Annotated in this window: 19 protein-coding genes and 1 tRNA gene; 6 read left to right on the top strand and 14 right to left on the bottom strand. The window is 53.6% G+C overall.

Going from position 1 to position 16,830, the window contains the following annotated elements; all coding sequences use genetic code 11:
• Window positions 1-44 precede the first annotated feature (44 nt).
• From JYB85_RS08410 to JYB85_RS08400, 3 genes are all read right to left on the bottom strand, one after another.
• Window positions 45-464: a GNAT family N-acetyltransferase gene (locus JYB85_RS08410; RefSeq protein ID WP_207381825.1), complete on the bottom strand. Its 420-nt coding sequence runs from the start codon at window positions 462-464 to the stop codon at window positions 45-47.
• Window positions 465-586: 122 nt separating this feature from the next.
• Complete coding sequence (locus JYB85_RS08405) at window positions 587-1,618, bottom strand: DUF2157 domain-containing protein (protein WP_207381824.1); 1,032 nt, start codon at window positions 1,616-1,618, stop codon at window positions 587-589.
• Between the two features lie 95 nt (window positions 1,619-1,713).
• The gene (locus JYB85_RS08400) at window positions 1,714-2,457 is read right to left on the bottom strand and encodes a glucose 1-dehydrogenase (RefSeq protein WP_207381823.1); all 744 of its coding nucleotides are present in this window, start codon (window positions 2,455-2,457) and stop codon (window positions 1,714-1,716) included.
• A 172-nt stretch (window positions 2,458-2,629) separates the two neighbouring features.
• Between JYB85_RS08400 and JYB85_RS08395 the strand changes: the two genes are divergently transcribed.
• The gene (locus JYB85_RS08395) at window positions 2,630-3,427 is read left to right on the top strand and encodes a helix-turn-helix domain-containing protein (protein ID WP_207381822.1); all 798 of its coding nucleotides are present in this window, start codon (window positions 2,630-2,632) and stop codon (window positions 3,425-3,427) included.
• Between the two features lie 75 nt (window positions 3,428-3,502).
• Complete coding sequence (locus tag JYB85_RS08390) at window positions 3,503-4,246, top strand: CPBP family intramembrane glutamic endopeptidase (RefSeq protein ID WP_207381821.1); 744 nt, start codon at window positions 3,503-3,505, stop codon at window positions 4,244-4,246.
• Between the two features lie 21 nt (window positions 4,247-4,267).
• Here JYB85_RS08390 and JYB85_RS08385 read toward each other — a convergent pair whose 3' ends face one another.
• The 6 genes from JYB85_RS08385 to dnaQ all read right to left on the bottom strand — a co-directional run bounded on the left by JYB85_RS08385 (window position 4,268) and on the right by dnaQ (window position 8,454).
• Window positions 4,268-4,672: a GFA family protein gene (locus tag JYB85_RS08385; protein WP_207381820.1), complete on the bottom strand. Its 405-nt coding sequence runs from the start codon at window positions 4,670-4,672 to the stop codon at window positions 4,268-4,270.
• 133 nt (window positions 4,673-4,805) lie between these two features.
• On the bottom strand, window positions 4,806-5,225 hold the full coding sequence (locus JYB85_RS08380) for a helix-turn-helix domain-containing protein (protein WP_207381819.1): 420 nt from the start codon (window positions 5,223-5,225) through the stop codon (window positions 4,806-4,808).
• A 201-nt stretch (window positions 5,226-5,426) separates the two neighbouring features.
• Window positions 5,427-5,951, bottom strand: coding sequence for a lipocalin family protein (locus JYB85_RS08375; RefSeq protein ID WP_207381818.1), 525 nt, complete (start codon window positions 5,949-5,951; stop codon window positions 5,427-5,429).
• A 257-nt stretch (window positions 5,952-6,208) separates the two neighbouring features.
• Window positions 6,209-6,285, bottom strand: a tRNA-Asp gene (locus JYB85_RS08370).
• Window positions 6,286-6,423: 138 nt separating this feature from the next.
• Window positions 6,424-7,716: a TIGR03503 family protein gene (locus JYB85_RS08365; protein ID WP_207381817.1), complete on the bottom strand. Its 1,293-nt coding sequence runs from the start codon at window positions 7,714-7,716 to the stop codon at window positions 6,424-6,426.
• A 9-nt stretch (window positions 7,717-7,725) separates the two neighbouring features.
• The gene (gene dnaQ, locus JYB85_RS08360; protein WP_207381816.1) at window positions 7,726-8,454 is read right to left on the bottom strand and encodes a DNA polymerase III subunit epsilon; all 729 of its coding nucleotides are present in this window, start codon (window positions 8,452-8,454) and stop codon (window positions 7,726-7,728) included.
• A 72-nt stretch (window positions 8,455-8,526) separates the two neighbouring features.
• Between dnaQ and rnhA the strand changes: the two genes are divergently transcribed.
• Window positions 8,527-9,003: a ribonuclease HI gene (gene rnhA / locus JYB85_RS08355; protein WP_207322911.1), complete on the top strand. Its 477-nt coding sequence runs from the start codon at window positions 8,527-8,529 to the stop codon at window positions 9,001-9,003.
• Here rnhA and JYB85_RS08350 read toward each other — a convergent pair.
• Both JYB85_RS08350 and JYB85_RS08345 read right to left on the bottom strand, forming a co-directional pair.
• Window positions 8,988-9,890, bottom strand: coding sequence for a LysR substrate-binding domain-containing protein (locus tag JYB85_RS08350; RefSeq protein WP_207381815.1), 903 nt, complete (start codon window positions 9,888-9,890; stop codon window positions 8,988-8,990). The genes rnhA and JYB85_RS08350 overlap by 16 nt on opposite strands.
• The gene (locus JYB85_RS08345; RefSeq protein ID WP_207322909.1) at window positions 9,887-10,600 is read right to left on the bottom strand and encodes a methyltransferase domain-containing protein; all 714 of its coding nucleotides are present in this window, start codon (window positions 10,598-10,600) and stop codon (window positions 9,887-9,889) included. The genes JYB85_RS08350 and JYB85_RS08345 overlap by 4 nt, the downstream gene beginning before the upstream one ends.
• A gap of 159 nt (window positions 10,601-10,759) precedes the next feature.
• On the opposite strand from JYB85_RS08345, the gene gloB reads away from it, so the two are divergent.
• Together gloB and JYB85_RS08335 are read left to right on the top strand one after the other, a co-directional pair.
• Window positions 10,760-11,566, top strand: coding sequence for a hydroxyacylglutathione hydrolase (gene gloB, locus JYB85_RS08340; RefSeq protein WP_207381814.1), 807 nt, complete (start codon window positions 10,760-10,762; stop codon window positions 11,564-11,566).
• A gap of 103 nt (window positions 11,567-11,669) precedes the next feature.
• Complete coding sequence (locus JYB85_RS08335) at window positions 11,670-13,205, top strand: lytic transglycosylase (RefSeq protein ID WP_207381813.1); 1,536 nt, start codon at window positions 11,670-11,672, stop codon at window positions 13,203-13,205.
• Between the two features lie 101 nt (window positions 13,206-13,306).
• Here the strand turns inward: JYB85_RS08335 and JYB85_RS08330 are convergent, their stop codons facing one another.
• Genes JYB85_RS08330 through JYB85_RS08320 form a run of 3 tightly spaced genes read right to left on the bottom strand, consistent with a single transcriptional unit; the run spans window position 13,307 to window position 16,217 of the window.
• Entirely contained in the window at window positions 13,307-13,888 is a 582-nt protein-coding gene (locus JYB85_RS08330) for a BsuPI-related putative proteinase inhibitor (RefSeq protein ID WP_207381812.1), read from the bottom strand.
• Entirely contained in the window at window positions 13,888-15,705 is a 1,818-nt protein-coding gene (locus JYB85_RS08325; RefSeq protein ID WP_207381811.1) for an AsmA family protein, read from the bottom strand. Before JYB85_RS08325 ends, JYB85_RS08330 begins: the two co-directional genes overlap by 1 nt.
• 20 nt (window positions 15,706-15,725) lie before the next feature.
• Window positions 15,726-16,217 (bottom strand): putative 4-hydroxy-4-methyl-2-oxoglutarate aldolase, encoded by a 492-nt coding sequence (locus JYB85_RS08320; protein ID WP_207381810.1) that lies wholly within the window; start codon window positions 16,215-16,217, stop codon window positions 15,726-15,728.
• Window positions 16,218-16,412: 195 nt separating this feature from the next.
• On the opposite strand from JYB85_RS08320, the gene JYB85_RS08315 reads away from it, so the two are divergent.
• Entirely contained in the window at window positions 16,413-16,730 is a 318-nt protein-coding gene (locus JYB85_RS08315) for a hypothetical protein (protein WP_207381809.1), read from the top strand.
• Window positions 16,731-16,830: the final 100 nt, after the last annotated feature.

The following is a 16,830-nucleotide window of genomic DNA, read 5'->3' as shown; positions in this document are numbered from 1 at the left end:
CTTTACTCCAACTTGAGGCTCGACAGCCTTTCGGCATTAACAGGTTAAACAAAACGGCACATACCCAAACCAAGCGACTCACCGTCGCGCCTGCTATAACCAAAGCCGCTGTAAAAGCCTTCCTTGCCCTTGGCGGAAAGCAAGCCTATGGTTGCACCGCGTTGGCACTCAGAGGCCAGGAAGGCATTGATCCTGAGCATGTTCGCTTTGCCAAGCCCCAGCCCCTGAAAGCCGGGATCGACTATGACATCCTGGATATAGAAATACATGGCGCCGTCTCCTATAACCCTCCCAGTTCCCACCAACTGCCGCTCATGGAAGACAGATACCCAGTAGTACGAATTTTCCATGCTGGCAGCCAACAGGTCGGCAGTGGGATTGTTCCAACCCACCAGGGTGCGCAGTGCCGCAAACTCGGCGACTGCCGGTGGTGCATCCCTGAATTCAAAAGTCATTGCGGTCATACGCTTATCCTGTCCTGTTTAAGCCAATCTATTTAAGGCGCAGTGTCCGGGCAATCCTTCAACAATTTCGCCGGCCAATTGCATCTGAGCCATGTTGCTGAGCCATGCTGCCCAGCCAAAAGTTATAGGCTTCTGGCTTCCAATAACTCCCGCAAGGATTCGGGCAGCCACTGCCTGGCTCTGTGGGTGAGGCTCTTTTCATGCTTCTGCCACAGGATCCCCAGATATATCACCCCGAGTCCTATGGCCGTCAGCGCCACCGGGAATAGCCAGCTGTCCTTGAAGATATCGGAGGCCAAATGGCCCAAATAGCCGCAAGCCCCAAGGGCGCCAAAGATCACAAATACCCGCCGCACCAAAATAACGCCGACGCCTATCATCAGCAGATTGATTAAAAAATACAGGAACTTGGATAGCTCACTGTCGGAGTGTTGAAACGACAGTCCGCCCCAGAAGGCGATAACCCCGAAGATATAAATCCAGAAGGCATAATCGGCCCCATGTCTGGCCCTGATATCAACCCAAAAGGCCAGGGCTATCATCAGCAGGCCGCTGTACATGGACACCAGAGACCTTAACTCCCAATCAAAATCGCCGCCGGAAATCATGGCACTGATATCCATGGTCATATACCAGAGCGTCGCTGCTATAGGCATGATAAGGAAGGGGTATTTGTAGCGCCAAGCCACCAGGGTGCCCACCGCCAGGGTGCCGAGCTCCATGTACAGCCAGTGCCAACGTATATACCTGTGATAATCCCGATACACACTGTCATCTGGCCAGATCCCAAGCCATTGCTGCAGGCCGTAAATGGCCAGCGGCGTCAGGCACACCACAAATACCGCGCAAATACCGGCGGGAATATTGAGATTGCGGACGGCAAGCTGGTGGGTGATGGTTAATCCCATCGCCGCATACAGAATTGAAATCAGTACTATGCCGGCGCCGCCGAAGTTCTCCCACCCCAGATTCATAAACAGGGTCATGGCGCCTATGGCTATCAGACCACCCAGGTAATAAAGCACATGGGTGAAGCTGAATCTGGGCGTGTCCTGTGACCTTGCACTAAGGAAGGCATAAAGGGCATCGGCCTGCCCGGCGGAAATAATCTGCGCCTCAACGGCATCCGACAGCTGTTTGCGGGTCACTTGCATGGTTTGTCTCCCTTGAGCTCATTCGCTCTGACATTTGGGCCGGCTATCTCACACAACTACATCGGTTTGATGCCTTTGGCCTTTATTTCTGTCCCTTATCTGCCACCTGCCAAATCGATAAAAGATCCGGTCACATAGGATGCCTCGTCCGACAACAACCAGAGTATGGCATTGGCCACCTCCAGCGGCTGACCACCGCGTTTGAGCGGTATCTGCGCCGCCAGCCGCTCCACCCGTCCGGGCTCGCCGCCGTCGGCATGCATATCTGTATGGATAAACCCCGGCCTGACGGCGTTGACCCGAATCCCTTGGGCCGCCACCTCCAGCGACAGCCCCTTGGTCAGGGTATCCATGGCGCCCTTGGATGCCGCATAGTCCACGTATTCAAAGGGCGAGCCGGTGCGCGCCGCCGCCGAAGACACGTTCACTATCGCTCCCGGCCCCTGCACTCTTCTGAGGAAGGCCCTTGAGCACAAAAAACAGCTGCCAACATTGGCCGCCATCACCTTGTTAAAGCGCTCCAAACTCATTTCCACCAGGGGCATCTGGGTAAACAGCACCCCGGCGTTATTCACCAGGTGGGTGACGCTGCCATAGGTCTCAAGCGTGGCATCAAACAAGGCCTCCACCTCGGCTTCCAGCGACACGTCGGCCTGAAATGCAAATGCCCTGCCGCCGGCCTCGTGTATCTCGGCCACCACCTGTTCGGCACTGGTCTTATCCATGCGGTAATTCGCGCACACGGCATAACCTTGGGAAGCCAGCAGCTTACAGGTGGCGGCACCGATACCTCGGCCACCGCCGGTGACAATAACGACTTTCTTTACTTCCTTATCCATACCTATCCCGATCCTCAAGCAATCTGTGGTTACACAGCAACCCGCTCACCAACACACAGATACAAACCTTATCCCGCCCCTGGCGTTCAGACGCCTTTGGTAACAAATCAGCAATGGCGCAAATACGTCACGGTGCTAGGGTAAAGACTAAAGTCTTTTTAAATACAAGGCCATGGATAAACGCTTATTAACCATCTTTAAGGCTCCGGGAGAGGATGATCGCATTGAAGCCAGATTAAGGCACAGTGAATTCGCCACTCACAGGCACGACAGTTACACCCTGGCACTCACCTTAAGCGGTGTACAGGGGTTTAATTACCGTGGCGAGCAAAGGCACTCTCTCCCTGGTCAGGCCGTCATACTGCACCCTGATGAACCCCATGACGGCAAGACGGTAGCCGACGCCGGCTTCAGCTACCGCGCCATCGCCGTAGACCCTTTTGAAATGCAACTCTGCCTTGGCGGTGTGGATTTACCCTTTATCAGCAGCGGCCTCTCGGAACATCCCGCCTTGGTGCATACACTGCGACAGGTATTAAACGACCTGTCACAACCCTTGCATGGCTTTGAGCGCCAGGACGCCATCCAAAGTCTTTGCCATGGCCTGTTTCTGGCCAGCGGCAAAAAGGCAGTAGCCGAACAGCTGGACATGAGAGCTGTCCGCCTCGCCAGGGAATACATGCTGGATAACTGGCAGAGCCAGATCACACTTGAGGCACTGGAGCAGGAGTCTGACTGCGACCGCTATAAGCTAACGCGGGATTTCAAAAGACTGCTGGGCACCAGTCCCTACCGCTTTTTACAACTCAGGCGCCTGGACAAGGCCAGAGCCCTGATGCAATCGGGCTCGTCATTGGCCGATACCGCTGCCTGCTGTGGCTATGCCGATCAAAGTCATTTTACCCGCCAGTTCCGTCATTATGTCGGCATGACGCCGGGCCAATGGTTAAAGGCCAAAATGCCTCAATAGCAGCCGCTGCACAATCGTTCTATATCTTCCCGAAGTGAATGGCTAAGTTGGCATTTATTTCAGGAGAGATAATCCATGCCCACTACCGACAACCCTTCATTGCAAGCAAACAAAGCTTGGCCAATCACAGCCAAAAGTATCGCCGCCCGGGAAATACTGGGATTTTCCGCACTGGTGGTGCTCTCTAAATTTGCACTCGATCCTGTCACCTGGCGCTTTTCAGCGCCCATCACCCTGCTGCTCTCCCTGGTCATTCTGACCTTTTACTTGCACAGGCGCGGTGAAAGCTGGGTAGCTTTGGGGTTACGCTTCCCGGATGGTTTCAAAGCACGCTTCATGCTGCTACCCAAAGGCCTGTTAACCACAGTCGCTATCATATTAACCGGGGTTCTGGTCGCAAAAACCGGAGCTTGGCTTGGCTTTGACTTTATGGCCAATGAAAACCAGGGCATAGTCAAGCGCCTGGAAGATGTGCCGGGTAACCTGCCCATGTACCTGTTGTGGCTCGGTATATCCTGGCTTAGCGCCGGTTTGGGTGAAGAGCTGTTCTTTCGTGCTTTCCTGATTTCCAGATTCAACCGTCTGTTTGAAGGCTTCCGATTTCAACGGCTGCTGTCCATCCTGTTTCCGGCCCTGGCGTTTGGACTGGTGCACTTCTATTACCAGGGACTGCAGGGGTTGATCATAGCGTCCTGCATAGGCTTCACCTTGGGCGCACTGTATCTGAAATTCGGTCGCAATCTGCTGCCACTGATAATCGGCCATGGCTTGATGGACAGTTTGAGCCTGACGGTTTTCTACCTGCAGTTGGATGTTTGATCTACTAAGATTGCAGATCCGTTAGCGCCCAGGTTCGTGGGCGTCATATCTGGGCAGCTCAGCGTCCAAATCGTCCCAGTTGGCCTTTGATGAGACAAAGTTATGGGATTGCGGCCTTTCGACTATGTCCGAGTCCAAAATTCCCAGTCGTAATCTGAGTCTATCCGGTGCCCGGGCATTACTGCTGTAGATGGGTGAGGCGCACAGCTTACAAAAGTGGCGCCGCTTTCCGGGTGAGGTTTCAAAAAAGCCTATGGCGTCCAGCCCGGTGGTGATGAGCAGATCTTGGGTCTGGATAAAACCATTGGTGGCGTAGGCTGTGCCGCTGTTTTTTCGGCACTTTGAACAATGACAATGAATAATGGCATCAATGGAGCCAAGCAGCGTCAAGGTCACGGCGCCGCAAAGACAACTTCCCTGGTACATGATTTTCCTTTCTTAATAAACGGTTCTTACTTAACTTTTCTTACAACCCATTTCTATACTCAACAACTGCGTGAATATAAATTAGCGGCCCAGTGTAGTACTTATCATTTCCACTGAGCCAGACGAATTGGGCTTACCAATAGCCCTTGCTGTCCATGTACGCAACCACTTTGGCGCTGATATAAGCAAACAACAAGGCCAAGGGAGTTACCAAATGACGCTCTTCAAATACAAACCAGCTGACTATACCGACAGCAACCAGCACATATTCAATGTACGCCATTTCTTTGGGACGCTTATTCACTCCCCAAAGCAGCCATCGAATATAGATTGGTTCTGCTTTCCAATAATCCGCGTCTTTATCAATCACAGTCACTTCCTCCGTTAACGTCGATATATCGATTTCGAGTACAGAGGCAAGGGCCTTGAGCGTTTCCAAGCTGGCCTTATTACCGGCTTCTACACGCTGTATGGTACGTAAGCTTAACCCTGACAACTGCGCCAATTGCTCCTGCGACCAATGGTGTTTCTCACGTAACGTCCTGACAATCATAACGACTCCTGCACTTTTAACGACGCCAGCTCTCTTCACACCCCCTGCGCTCGTAACGAAAGCAAATGTGCTTAAAAACAAGCGTTGTCGGTGACGACAATCAGCCGCCAATCATATGACAGCAACATAAAATACCATGTAGAGCAACGCGATAGATAAGATCGGCGACAAGACCTGTGCAAATACGCCGCTATTCTGCCGTCACTGGGATGGACTATGCTCAACGAATATCAAACGGCTGGTGTCAAAACCGCGTTGCGCCGACATCTCTGTAAATCTTTTAATGACGTCGGCATCAACTGTGGGGGTTCTGGCTAAAAGCCATAAATAATCTGTGTTCGGCCCGGATACAAAGGCGTAATCATAGTTGTCATGATCCAGTCCAAAAATCACGTAGGAACCATAAAACGGACCAAAGAATGACACTTTCAAATATCCTTCGTCCTTTGAATTCACAAAGTAAGCCTTGCCTTCCGCCTCCTGCCATTGTTTTTTGGCATCCGAAAAGCCCCGGTTGAGTACCCTCACGCCGCCGTCACTGTTAATACTGTACTCAGCGGTAACCCGGCTTAAACCGCGCTCGAATGAGTGATCCAAGCGGGCGATCTCATACCATTTACCCACGTAGTGATTCAAATTGAATCCGGTCACCGGCGTAACCGCTGGCGGCATACCCAAACATCCGTAAAGAACTATGGAAACAATTATCAGCAGCAGCTTTTTCATCCACACCTCCAAGCCTCATTCACATCAGCATTCAAGACAACATGCTCAATCACGGCAGTAAGCAGCAACGCCATGCATTCCGAGTTACTGCCGCTCAGGTAATAACAGCGTAGCAGCTAAAAAAGAATATCAATGGTCCGGAACATGCCAGCAATTAGAGAAGGGTAGTGGGAATGGTATTTGAGCCGCAAATGGGAGGCATTTTTGAGGAGGGATAAAACAAAAAACCCCACAAGCAATTGTGAGGTTTAATGTAGTGGCGGAGCGGACGGGACTCGAACCCGCGACCCCCGGCGTGACAGGCCGGTATTCTAACCAACTGAACTACCGCTCCACTCGATGGCGGCAATATTACAAATGAGCGCCAACTCAGGTCAACGGCTTTTTCATTTTGGCTGAATCAATCAGTCATTTTTTAACCAGCGCCAATAAGTGTCTCTTGTCACAGTGAAACTTTAATTAAATCACCGACTCAGTCTTCAGGCATGGTCAGGTCAATTTCATCCAGCAGTTCGGTATTGGACTTGGTCTGCTTGGCTGCCTTTTCTTCCTGTAACTTGGCCTCAGCTGCAGCCAGCGCCATCAGCATGGCCTGACGTTTACGCCAGAAAATGATGCCCACTATACCCAACACCAGCAGCACAATATTGATGGCTATGATCCACTTGATGGCAACTGCCCTCGCCTGCTCCTCGGCCAGTGCAGCGGCCGCAGCTGCCCGGGCCGCCAATTCTTCCGGACTCGGGGGCGGGGCCGGTGGCTCAATCAGGTTAAAAAACATTTCCGGCAGCTTGATCACCAATTCGCGTCCTGTGGTACTTGTGGAAAAGACCTGGCCCTTGAGACGATAACTGCCAAACAGACTGACCACGGGCAAATCCAATACAGCCTTTGAGGCAGGCATGCCATGCACGCTGACCGGCAATTGCAACCCTGCCGGCCCCACCATTTCGAATTCAAAATGGGTATCTTCCAATCGCAGCTGGGTGTCGTCCACATTCAGCTCCATCTGGTAGTGGCCGCTTTGGGGATCTTCGGGATCGAGCATTCTGGCGCTGACCGGCATGGGTGACAGCACGAAGGGCATTTCCAGCTCACGTTCAAACACATTGTTACGGGCCCGCACCTGGAATTCATAACGGCCCCAGGGTTGGTTGAGGTTGATGTCACCGGTAAATACCCCATCGTCCGGGCGCTCATCCAATGTCTCACCATCATCCTTATAACTGCCAACGGTGACAGTGCCGGCGGCAAAGTTCTCATCGCCGGGTTGATGATCGCTGACAAATCGGGCGGTCCACTCCACCAGATAGTCCAATCCGGGCATACGCAATCGCTGCTCATCGCCCATCAACTTGGCCACCACCTTGATGCGCTCCCCCTGGAACAGGGGTTGGGGTAAAGGATCAACTTCTATGTTGAGCTTACTGACCTTGAGGATCCTGGAGCCTTTAACCACCCTGCCCAGCAGCTGCCAGGGACCGGGTTGGGGCTGGGGTATGGTGATAATGTCACCCGTGATCCCATCCACCCATTTTACTTCCTGCGGGTGGCGGCTGGCATACCATTTACTGCCGTCCGGCTGCACGACTATCACAGGTGCCGAGCCGTACTCCCGCTGCACCACCAGGGTCAGTTCATCCACCATGTGATCGATGCGAAAACGGTTCTTGAGCTCGGATGCCTGCTCCTTGGGCACGACATCGGCCCTGGCCGTCAGGCAGCACAGGGCAAAGAGCAAAACGCTTAAGAGTCGTGAGGTCATGTTATGGCTTTATCCCCGCCAGAGGCATTTCCCTGATTTGGCCACCAAATCAAGTCGTTGTTCATGGTTACTCAGTTCATCGGCCGATGCGGCGATCACTTTAAGGGCGGGACGATTTTGTGGCAGACGCACTATGCCGCCTTCCTGTTGTCCGGCCTGCTCTTCCACCAGATTAAACTTGGTCTGGCCGCCGGTCATAATCAGGTAAACGTCGGCCAGGATCTCGGCGTCGAGCAAAGCGCCGTGGTATTCGCGGCGGGAGTTATCTATGCCATAGCGTTTACACAGGGCGTCCAGGTTATTCTTTTGCCCGGGATGCAAAAACTTGGCTATGGCCAGCGAGTCCAGCACCTCACAGATATCCGTCACCACGGGCCCTTTTGGGTTGAGCATGGAGAACTCGTGGTTGATAAAGCTCATATCGAACGAGGCATTGTGTGCCACCAGTTCGGCGCCGCGGATAAACTCGATAAATTCACCGGCGATTTCGTGAAACCTGGGTTCATTGGCCACCCTTTCATTGGTGATGCCGTGAACCTGTATGGCTTCCTCGTCAATGGCTTGACCGGGATTGATGTACTGGTGGAAATAGCGCCCGGTGAGGCGACGGTTAATGACCTCGACGCAGCCTATTTCGATGATCCTGTGTCCCAGATAAACCGCTCCGGCCCCTTGGTTCATACCCGTGGTTTCGGTATCCAGGATGATCTGCCGCTCGGCAGAAGAAATGATATTCATAGGATTTTACTCGCCTTTTGGGGGGCAATTGAGGTTATACTCGCCGTGCATTTTGACTATGGTATCAACTTGATGACTGAACTGAAACTGATCCAGATCTACACCGATGGCTCCTGTCTTGGCAATCCCGGTCCCGGTGGATATGGAATAGTGATGAAATACAAACAGCACCTCAAGGAGCTTTCCGGTGGTTTTGCCCTTACCACCAATAACCGTATGGAGCTGCTGGGCCCCATTATTGCCCTGGAAAGCCTCAAGGAACCCTGCCGGGTGATACTGACCAGCGACAGTCAGTATATGCGTCAGGGCATTACCCAATGGATCCACGGCTGGAAGAAAAAGGGTTGGGTGACAGCCAGCAAAACCCCGGTGAAAAATGTCGATCTCTGGCAGCGACTGGACAAGGCCTGCCAGGGGCACCATATCGATTGGCGCTGGGTCAAGGGCCATGCAGGACACGAGGAAAACGAGCGCTGCGACACCCTGGCACGCCAGGCTGCCGAAGCCAACCCAGTGGCCCAGGACACGGGCTATCAGCCCGGTGCCTGAGGAATATTGAAGAAGTTCTGGCAAAAAGTCACAAAGGTCTGGGCCAGTGCCGTGCGGCTACGGCCTCTGTGACTGATAAGGAAGAACTGGCGCGACAGTGACAGCTCGGCAATATCCACCAGCGCCAGCTCCCGGCGCAGCAATTCCCGCTCCAGCGCCAATTCAGACAAGACTCCCAGCCCGGCCCCCTGCTTTACCGCCAGCTTGATGGCATCTGCCGTGCTGAAACAAAAACGGGCCTGGGGATGGATCCCCAAACTGTGGGCCGCATTGACGAAATATTCCCGGGTCCCGGAGCCCTCTTCTCGCAGCACCCAGGGCATATGGGCCACTTCCGCGGCGCTGACGGTTTTGCCCGCCAGCGGATGGGCCGGATGACAGAACACCTTGAGATTGTCACTGAGCCAGGGGCTGACATTAAGGCGCCGGTCAACGCAGTGTCCCTCGATAAACCCCAGTTCGGCCTGAAACTCCGCCACCTCAGTAATAACCTGGCTAGTGTTGTGAATAGCCACGTCGACCATGGCATCCGTATGTTGTTGACCAAAAGCCACCGCCGCCCGTGCCAGCAGGTAATTGCCTATGGTGGTGCTGGCACTGACCTTGAGTTCACCCTGAATGGCATGGCTGCCGCAAAAGACCTGCTCCAATTGTTCGGCCCGCGCCAACAGATCGCTCGCCAGCGGCAGCAGCTGGCTGCCCTGGGCATTGAGCCGCAACCTGTTACCGACCCGCTCGAACAGGCGGGTATTGAGTTGTTTTTCAAGCTCCCCCAGGGCCATGGACGCCGCAGGCCCGGACAAGCCCAGACGTTCAGCGGCCTTGGCCACCTGACCCGAGGTGGCTATGGCTTCAAAGACACTGAGCTGCTTGAGGGTAACTCTCATGGCTCCTGAACCCTGCCGGCACGCCCCGCCGTGGTGGCGGTGGACCATTTGGGTTGCCGCACCCGGCGTTTTTCCATTATGGGGGTCAGCGGCGAATCCAATTTGCGCGCCACCAGCATGTACAGGCTGCCAGCGCCGGGCAGCCAGGCCTCCAGGGATTCCTGCCAGAATCCAAACCTGTCGGGGCTGCCGATTAGGGGGTGGTAGAAAAAGCGTTCATCGGCCAACACCTGATAGCCCAGCAGCCCCAGCCAATCGCGGATCCGCGACGGCAAAAAGAAATGGCCACACCAGGGCAGTTGCTCCCGATACCGCGGCAGGAGCTTACCCATAAATGCCGTGCTCAAGGGGTTGAACCCTATGATAAACAGATAGCCACCGCTGATCAGCACCCGGTCGGTTTCACGCAGGATTTGATAGGGATTGGCCTCGAACTCCAGCAGCATGTTCATCAGCACCGCATCGATACAGGCATTTTTCAACGGCAATTGGCCATAGTCTGCCACCAGGCCGGCATTGTCGCCGGGATGGATACGGATTTGGTGTGCTATGGTGCAGGCTCGACTGTCTAGATGACTGCTCAGGGGGCCGAGTTTCAGCAAATGGTAGCCGAACACCCTGGGCCACCAGGCAGACAAGGCGCGCTCGACCGCCTGTTGCAGCATGGGTTGTGCCGGAAGTTGTTGCCAATGCGCCGGGCTGAGCGACATGAGTACTGCCCCTGTGGTTCCTGTTAGTCTCAAGCATACCCTATAGGGGCGGCTTCGCTAACCCCATCTAATCACAAATCTACAGATAACATACGCTTGGCTGCGCAGTCAGCGCTGGGTACACTGACAGTCAGAAGCAGAAAAAACAGGACGCCCCCTATGCTGCAGGTCTACCCCATTCCCGCATTCAAGGATAACTATATCTGGCTGTTGAATCGCGCCGGCAGCTCTCGCGCCTGGGTGGTCGATCCGGGGGATGCCGCACCTGTCATTGCCGAACTGACAGCCAGGGGACTGATATTGGAAGGCATACTGGTTACCCACCATCATTGGGATCATACCGGCGGCATTGAAGCCTTGCTGGACTATGCCTCCAACACTTATGGCGGTCACAAAATTCGCGTGATCGGGCCCCGAAATCCCGCCATCGCAAACGTCAGTGAAAGGGTCAGCGAAGGTGACTCGCTTCATTTGGGTTCGCTTTCCGAGGGCGACACAGCTGCAGCAATAAAGGTACTGGAGGTACCCGGCCACACCCTTGATCATATCGCCTTTCTGATAGGCAATTCGCTTTTCTGTGGCGATACCCTGTTCAGCGCCGGATGCGGCCGACTTTTTGAAGGCACAGCGGCACAGCTCCATGAATCCCTTGCCAAGCTCGCGGCCCTGCCAGGCGATACCCGGGTGTACTGTACCCATGAATACACCGAGGCCAATCTCAAGTTCGCCCTGACCGCAGAGCCCGAAAATGCCGCACTCGCCGACTACGCCGACTGGGTAAAACAGCAACGCTCCGGGGGCTTGCCATCACTGCCAAGTTCGCTGGCGAGGGAGCTTGCGATCAATCCGTTTCTGCGCACCGGCACAGACAGCATTCGTGCCGCCGTCGCCCACCACAGCGGTATAAAGCCCAAGGATGATGTGCACACCCTGGCACTTTTACGCCAATGGAAAGACATCTTCTGAAAACTGATTTAGAATAGCCGCCTTCTGCGCAAACAATAAACAGAGCTTTCCATAAGGAGGGCCAGCGACAATTTGTCGCCATAATTGAGGGTTGCCATTTTCAATGCGAGTATCTTGTTATCTATTGGCAGGAAGTCTGTTCCTGCTCGGCGGTTGCCAATCACTTGATTTGTCCGGTAAGAACGACGCCCGCGATACCGAAGAAGACATTTTGCTACAGGAACCAACTGCCAAGGTTGAGATCCAACCGGAAGAAATTCACTTCCCGGTGGCCGCCACCGACGTGTGGCAAAGACTCAGGGACGGTATGGCTCTGCCAGTTCCAGACATCAAGCGGGTCAATGACTACCGCAATTGGTATCGCAAGCATCCAAAGCATTTGGAGCAGGTCTCGGCCCGTGCCGAACCTTATCTGCATTTCATCGTTGAAGAACTCGACAAACGCGGCCTGCCGCTGGAACTGGCACTCTTGCCGATCGTTGAGAGCGCATTCGATCCCATGGCCTATTCCCATGGCGCCGCCTCGGGACTGTGGCAATTTACCACTCCCATGGCCCGCTACTTCGGGCTCAAGATGAACTGGTGGTATGACGGTCGTCGTGACGTGCCCGCTGCCACGCTGGCCGCACTGGACATGATGGAATACCTGTATCGCAAAACCGGCAACAACTGGTTGTATGCCATCGCGGCATACAACACGGGCGAAGGCCGGGTGCTGAGTGCGGTGCAGCGCAATAAAAAGAAAGGCCTGGAAACCGACTTCTGGTCACTGGATTTACCAACCGAAACCGAGCGTTACGTTCCTCAGCTGTTGGCGTTGGCCGACGTTGTCCGTCACAGTGACGACTATGGTATTTCCCTGGCGCCCATCACCAATGAGGCCGCCATCAAGGTTGTTGATGTCGGCAGCCAAATTGATCTGGCCCTGGTGGCAGAGGCCGCCGACATGAGTCTTGGCGAATTGCAGGCCCTTAACCCCGGTTTCAATCGCTGGGCCACACCGCCCAAGGGCCCCCACAAGCTGGTTCTGCCGGTTGACAGGGCCGACGCAGTCGCTGAGGCATTGACAGCAATTCCGGCAAACGAGCGCATCAGCTGGCTCAGGTATGAAATCAAACCCGGTGACAGCCTGAGCACCATAGCAGACAGGTTTCACACCACTGCGGCGGTTATCAAGTCGCTGAACCAGCTGGAAAGCAATCAGATCCGCGCCGGTAAGCACCTGATGGTACCCGCCTCGGCCCGGGCCGAAACCCAAACCCTGCCACAGCTTGCGAGCCGGCCCAAGGGCAAGGTCAAGCTAGAGTACAAGGTCAGTGACGGTGATTCACTTTGGCTCATCGCCAAAAAGCACTCCACCAGCGTCAATCAATTGATTAAATGGAACCGCCTTGATGCCAAAGGCACCATCAGGCCCGGACAGACCCTGGTACTTTGGCAACAAAGCAACACGGCGGCAGACAGGCTTCGCAAGGTCAACTATAAGGTGCGCAGCGGTGATTCTCTGGCCCGTATCGCCAAAAAATTCAAGGTTAAGGTGGCCGATCTCATCAACTGGAACGGCCTTGGCAAGGACAAATACCTTAAACCTGGGCAGATGCTGAAGCTCTATGTGGATGTGATTGAGGTCAGCAGTTAAGCCCTGTGTTATGGCCTGAATTATGGCCTGAATTCTGGAAAGAAAACAGCAATTGAAAAAGGGCAGCCTGAGCTGCCCTTTTTATTTCCAAGACGTCCGGTTTACAGCGGCAACAGAATTTCCGGCAGGGCTTCCAGTCGGCTTTCCGTGGGTTTGCCGGCAAATACGGCCTTCAACATGGTCCCGCCCCTGTTGAGCTCCTTCCTCGGCACCATGAAGGTCAATCGATAGCTGGCACCGGCAGCCATCACCAGATCCCGGAGCGCCTGGGTAAACATCATGTCATTTGACCAGGCCCACAGACGCTTGCCATCCGCTGCCAACAGCCAAAGATCGGCGGTCATGCCCGAATTGAACCTCAGCGGCACCCCGTATTGATTGGGGTTGCTCACTTCCAGGGTTACCTTCAAGCCCTTTTCTTCCAGACCGTGGATAACCAGTTCGGCCTCAAGTAAGCCCTTCACCTTGATACTGCCCTGCTTTGGCAACTTGATGGGATGCAACTGGCTGTTGTTCATGGTGATCTCCTTGGCCATAGGTGCCACCTCGGCCTCGGCTCTTGGTGGCGCCATGCGCGCCGGTGGTTGCTTGACCTCAGGTGCGACGGTTTCCGCGGTTTTGACCGTGTCATGGCCCTGTTGACAACCACAAAGCAATGCCATCAAAACTGCAAGGCTTCGCATCAGTTACCCCCCAGTTTTTTCAGCAATGAATCCTTGAGTTTATCCTTCAGTTTGTCTTTGGCCTTGTCGGCTTCCTGTTTGAGTTTGGCATCAAACAGCGCCTGAGTATCGAGGGCAAACTTGGGATCCTGGAAACTGCCTGTGATGGCGAGAGGAATATCGACACCGCTCAACGCACTGTCTCCCCCCTGTCCTTCCAGAGTCGCCACTAGACGTGTCATCAGGCGATAATCGATTTCCTGTTCAACCAACTTGGCATTCCCTGAACCACTCAGGCGAACCAGCGGCGACAACATACTGAGATCCGGATTATTCGCCACCCCATCCTTGATATTCAAGCTGCCGCTGAGCTTGGAAAAGTCCGTCTTGCGCTCCTCCGGAGCGGCCTCTGTACCGCCCTTAAGTTTGGCTTCTGCACTCCTTATCATCTGTGGAATGTTGACCCCATAGAGGGCGCCATCTGCCACGTCGAAGCTGCCATTTGCCAGTAAATTCCTTTTGATATTATCCGGCAACAGGCTGTAGCCCTTGCCCTTGACCTCAATATGGGCCGTACCCGCGAGCAGCTCCACGTCGGCGGCGTCCTTGAGCAGCGGCAACAGTTGCACTCCCTCAACGACTTTTTCAAAGTTGTAACTGGCAACGGGTTTACGGCCATCGATGGAGGCCGATGCCTTCAGTTTGCCCTGATACAGATCGGCGGTCATTGAGCTGATGTTCAGCACCCCACCTTTGAGGCTGGCTTTCAGCAGCCAATTACTGCTGCTGACGCCCATCACCTTAACCTTGCTGACCTTGATGTCGGCAGTAAGATCCACCGCTTTCATGCCGCGCAGATCGGGCTCTTCTGCCTTAACCTTTGCTTCCTCGGCCTTGGCCTCTGCTTCGGATGTTGCAGGCAACCAGGCATCGACATCAAGATCCCCCACTTCCAGATCCAATGACAGGGACGGTACCTTGGCACCATAGTTGGCCCCCAGTTGACCTTTGGCAGATATATCACCGATGTTGAGCTCTTCGAGGATCAGCTTCAGGCTCTTGTCCTTGAGCTGCGCTGTCAGGGCACTTTTTGAACTGACGCTCAATTCGCCCTTGGGCAGAGCTGCACCTTTAAGAAGCTGCTCCTGGGTAAATTCCTTTATCTGCAGCTGCGCCATATCCTTGCTCAGCAGCAACTGACCTTTACCGTCGCTGCTGGCGGTCATATCCCCCAAATCCGCCTGAAAGCGATAGGAAAAATCGGCAAAACTACCAAGACTGAACTGTCCCAGCCGGAAGGATTCCAGCGCCAATTTTGACTCGGAATCAGCGCTGTCATCACGGATATTGATACGGGCATTTTCGATGGTCACGCCGCCGATATCGAATTTTTCCAGGCTGAGCGTACCCGTGTCACCTGTGTCCGCGCTCTTGGTCTCCTCAGCGCCCCCGGTCAAGCCATCCAGGCTTGACGCGCCGTTTTTGAGGGTGACCAAATTCACTTCAAGGCCCTCAACCCTGACTTCTGCGATTTCCACTTCTTTGGATAACAGCGGCAACAACTTGACTTCGGCTACGGCCGCGTCTATTCGAACCATATCGGCGGGGGTAAATCCCTGGGGATTGCCAAGACTGATCCCCCCCAACTTGATGCCAATAGAAGGAAAAAAAGTCCATCCCAAGGGATCCGCAATGGTAAACTCGCGTCCGGTTTGCTTTTTAACCTGATCCACAATGCGGGGTTTGAAGTCGTTAAGATCAAAAATCAGGGTAACGTAGGCCACCAAGGTCGCCAGCACCACCACAAAACCTATGGCCAGCCATTTAAAAAATTTCATCACTTCAGTCCTTTTAAGTCTTACGCCCCAGTTATTGACAATAACTCACTGGAAACCGCCACGCCATTTTCATCGGCATACAAATACCAACCGGGTTCAATGGCAACACCGGCAATATCAAGGACAACATTCGTCTCCCCAAGACCCCGCCTGTCTGTTTTAATGGGTACAACTCCCAAGGCCTTAATGCCAAGAGACAGGGTTCTCAGGGTCGCCACATCCCGCACCGCGCCGTAAATAATGACACCTGCCCAGCCATTGTTTTGGGCCGATTCGGCAATCATGTCCCCCAGCAGCGCTCGTTTGAGGGAGGCTCCACCATCCACCAACAGCACCTTCCCCTGACCCAGAGTGGCCAATAGTTCCTTGACCCTGGAGTTGTCCTCAAAGCAGCGAACCGTCACTATCTCGCCCCAAAAAGGCGAAGGACAACCGAAATGCTGCCAGGCAGCAGGCAATAAAGTTAATTCATCCGGAAAACTATCGAACAGATCGGGCAGCAGGTCCAACATAGTACACTCCGTGTTATATTCAGTTAATAAACATAATCTTACATTATTACTTTAGCCTTATGACCCTAAAGCGACAAGCCTTAATGTCAAAGGGCTTTTCCCAGGTAAAAATACCCTCTATAATCAGTTAAACCCCCGGGAAATTTAATTCTCCAAACCTGCGTTACCCACATATCGCATCAAAGTGAAACTTACATGACAACTGATATCGATTTACAATCTGCTATTGCCGCACTTGATGAATATGGATATGAAAAGAAGTTATCAACGGATCTTGAACAAGCCAGAAATAAGCAGCAAATGCTCAAATATTTACAGTCTTTGGATTACAGCCTGAGGCGTATGCTGATCCTTCAGGAAGCAGTCAACGAATTGGTTGAAGAGAAGAAATCGCAATTGGCTTTGCAGGAAAATATCCAGACCTATAAGACCAAGGTGATTAATTTAAGCCGCGAATTGAACATGTCCTATAACGAAGTGCTGGAGTTAATGGCACAAATGGACAAGCGATAATTCCGCTGACCTCAATCCTGTAAAAGTCCAATTAATATATCTCTACTTTCGCCTGACATTGATGAAGGCCAACAGCCTTCTGCAAAAATTCCTTTTTAAT

Origin of the sequence: Shewanella sedimentimangrovi, from assembly GCF_017354965.1 — a bacterium.
Taxonomy (GTDB): Bacteria; Pseudomonadota; Gammaproteobacteria; order Enterobacterales; family Shewanellaceae; genus Shewanella; species Shewanella cyperi.
This window is presented reverse-complemented; position numbering and strand designations above follow the sequence as displayed.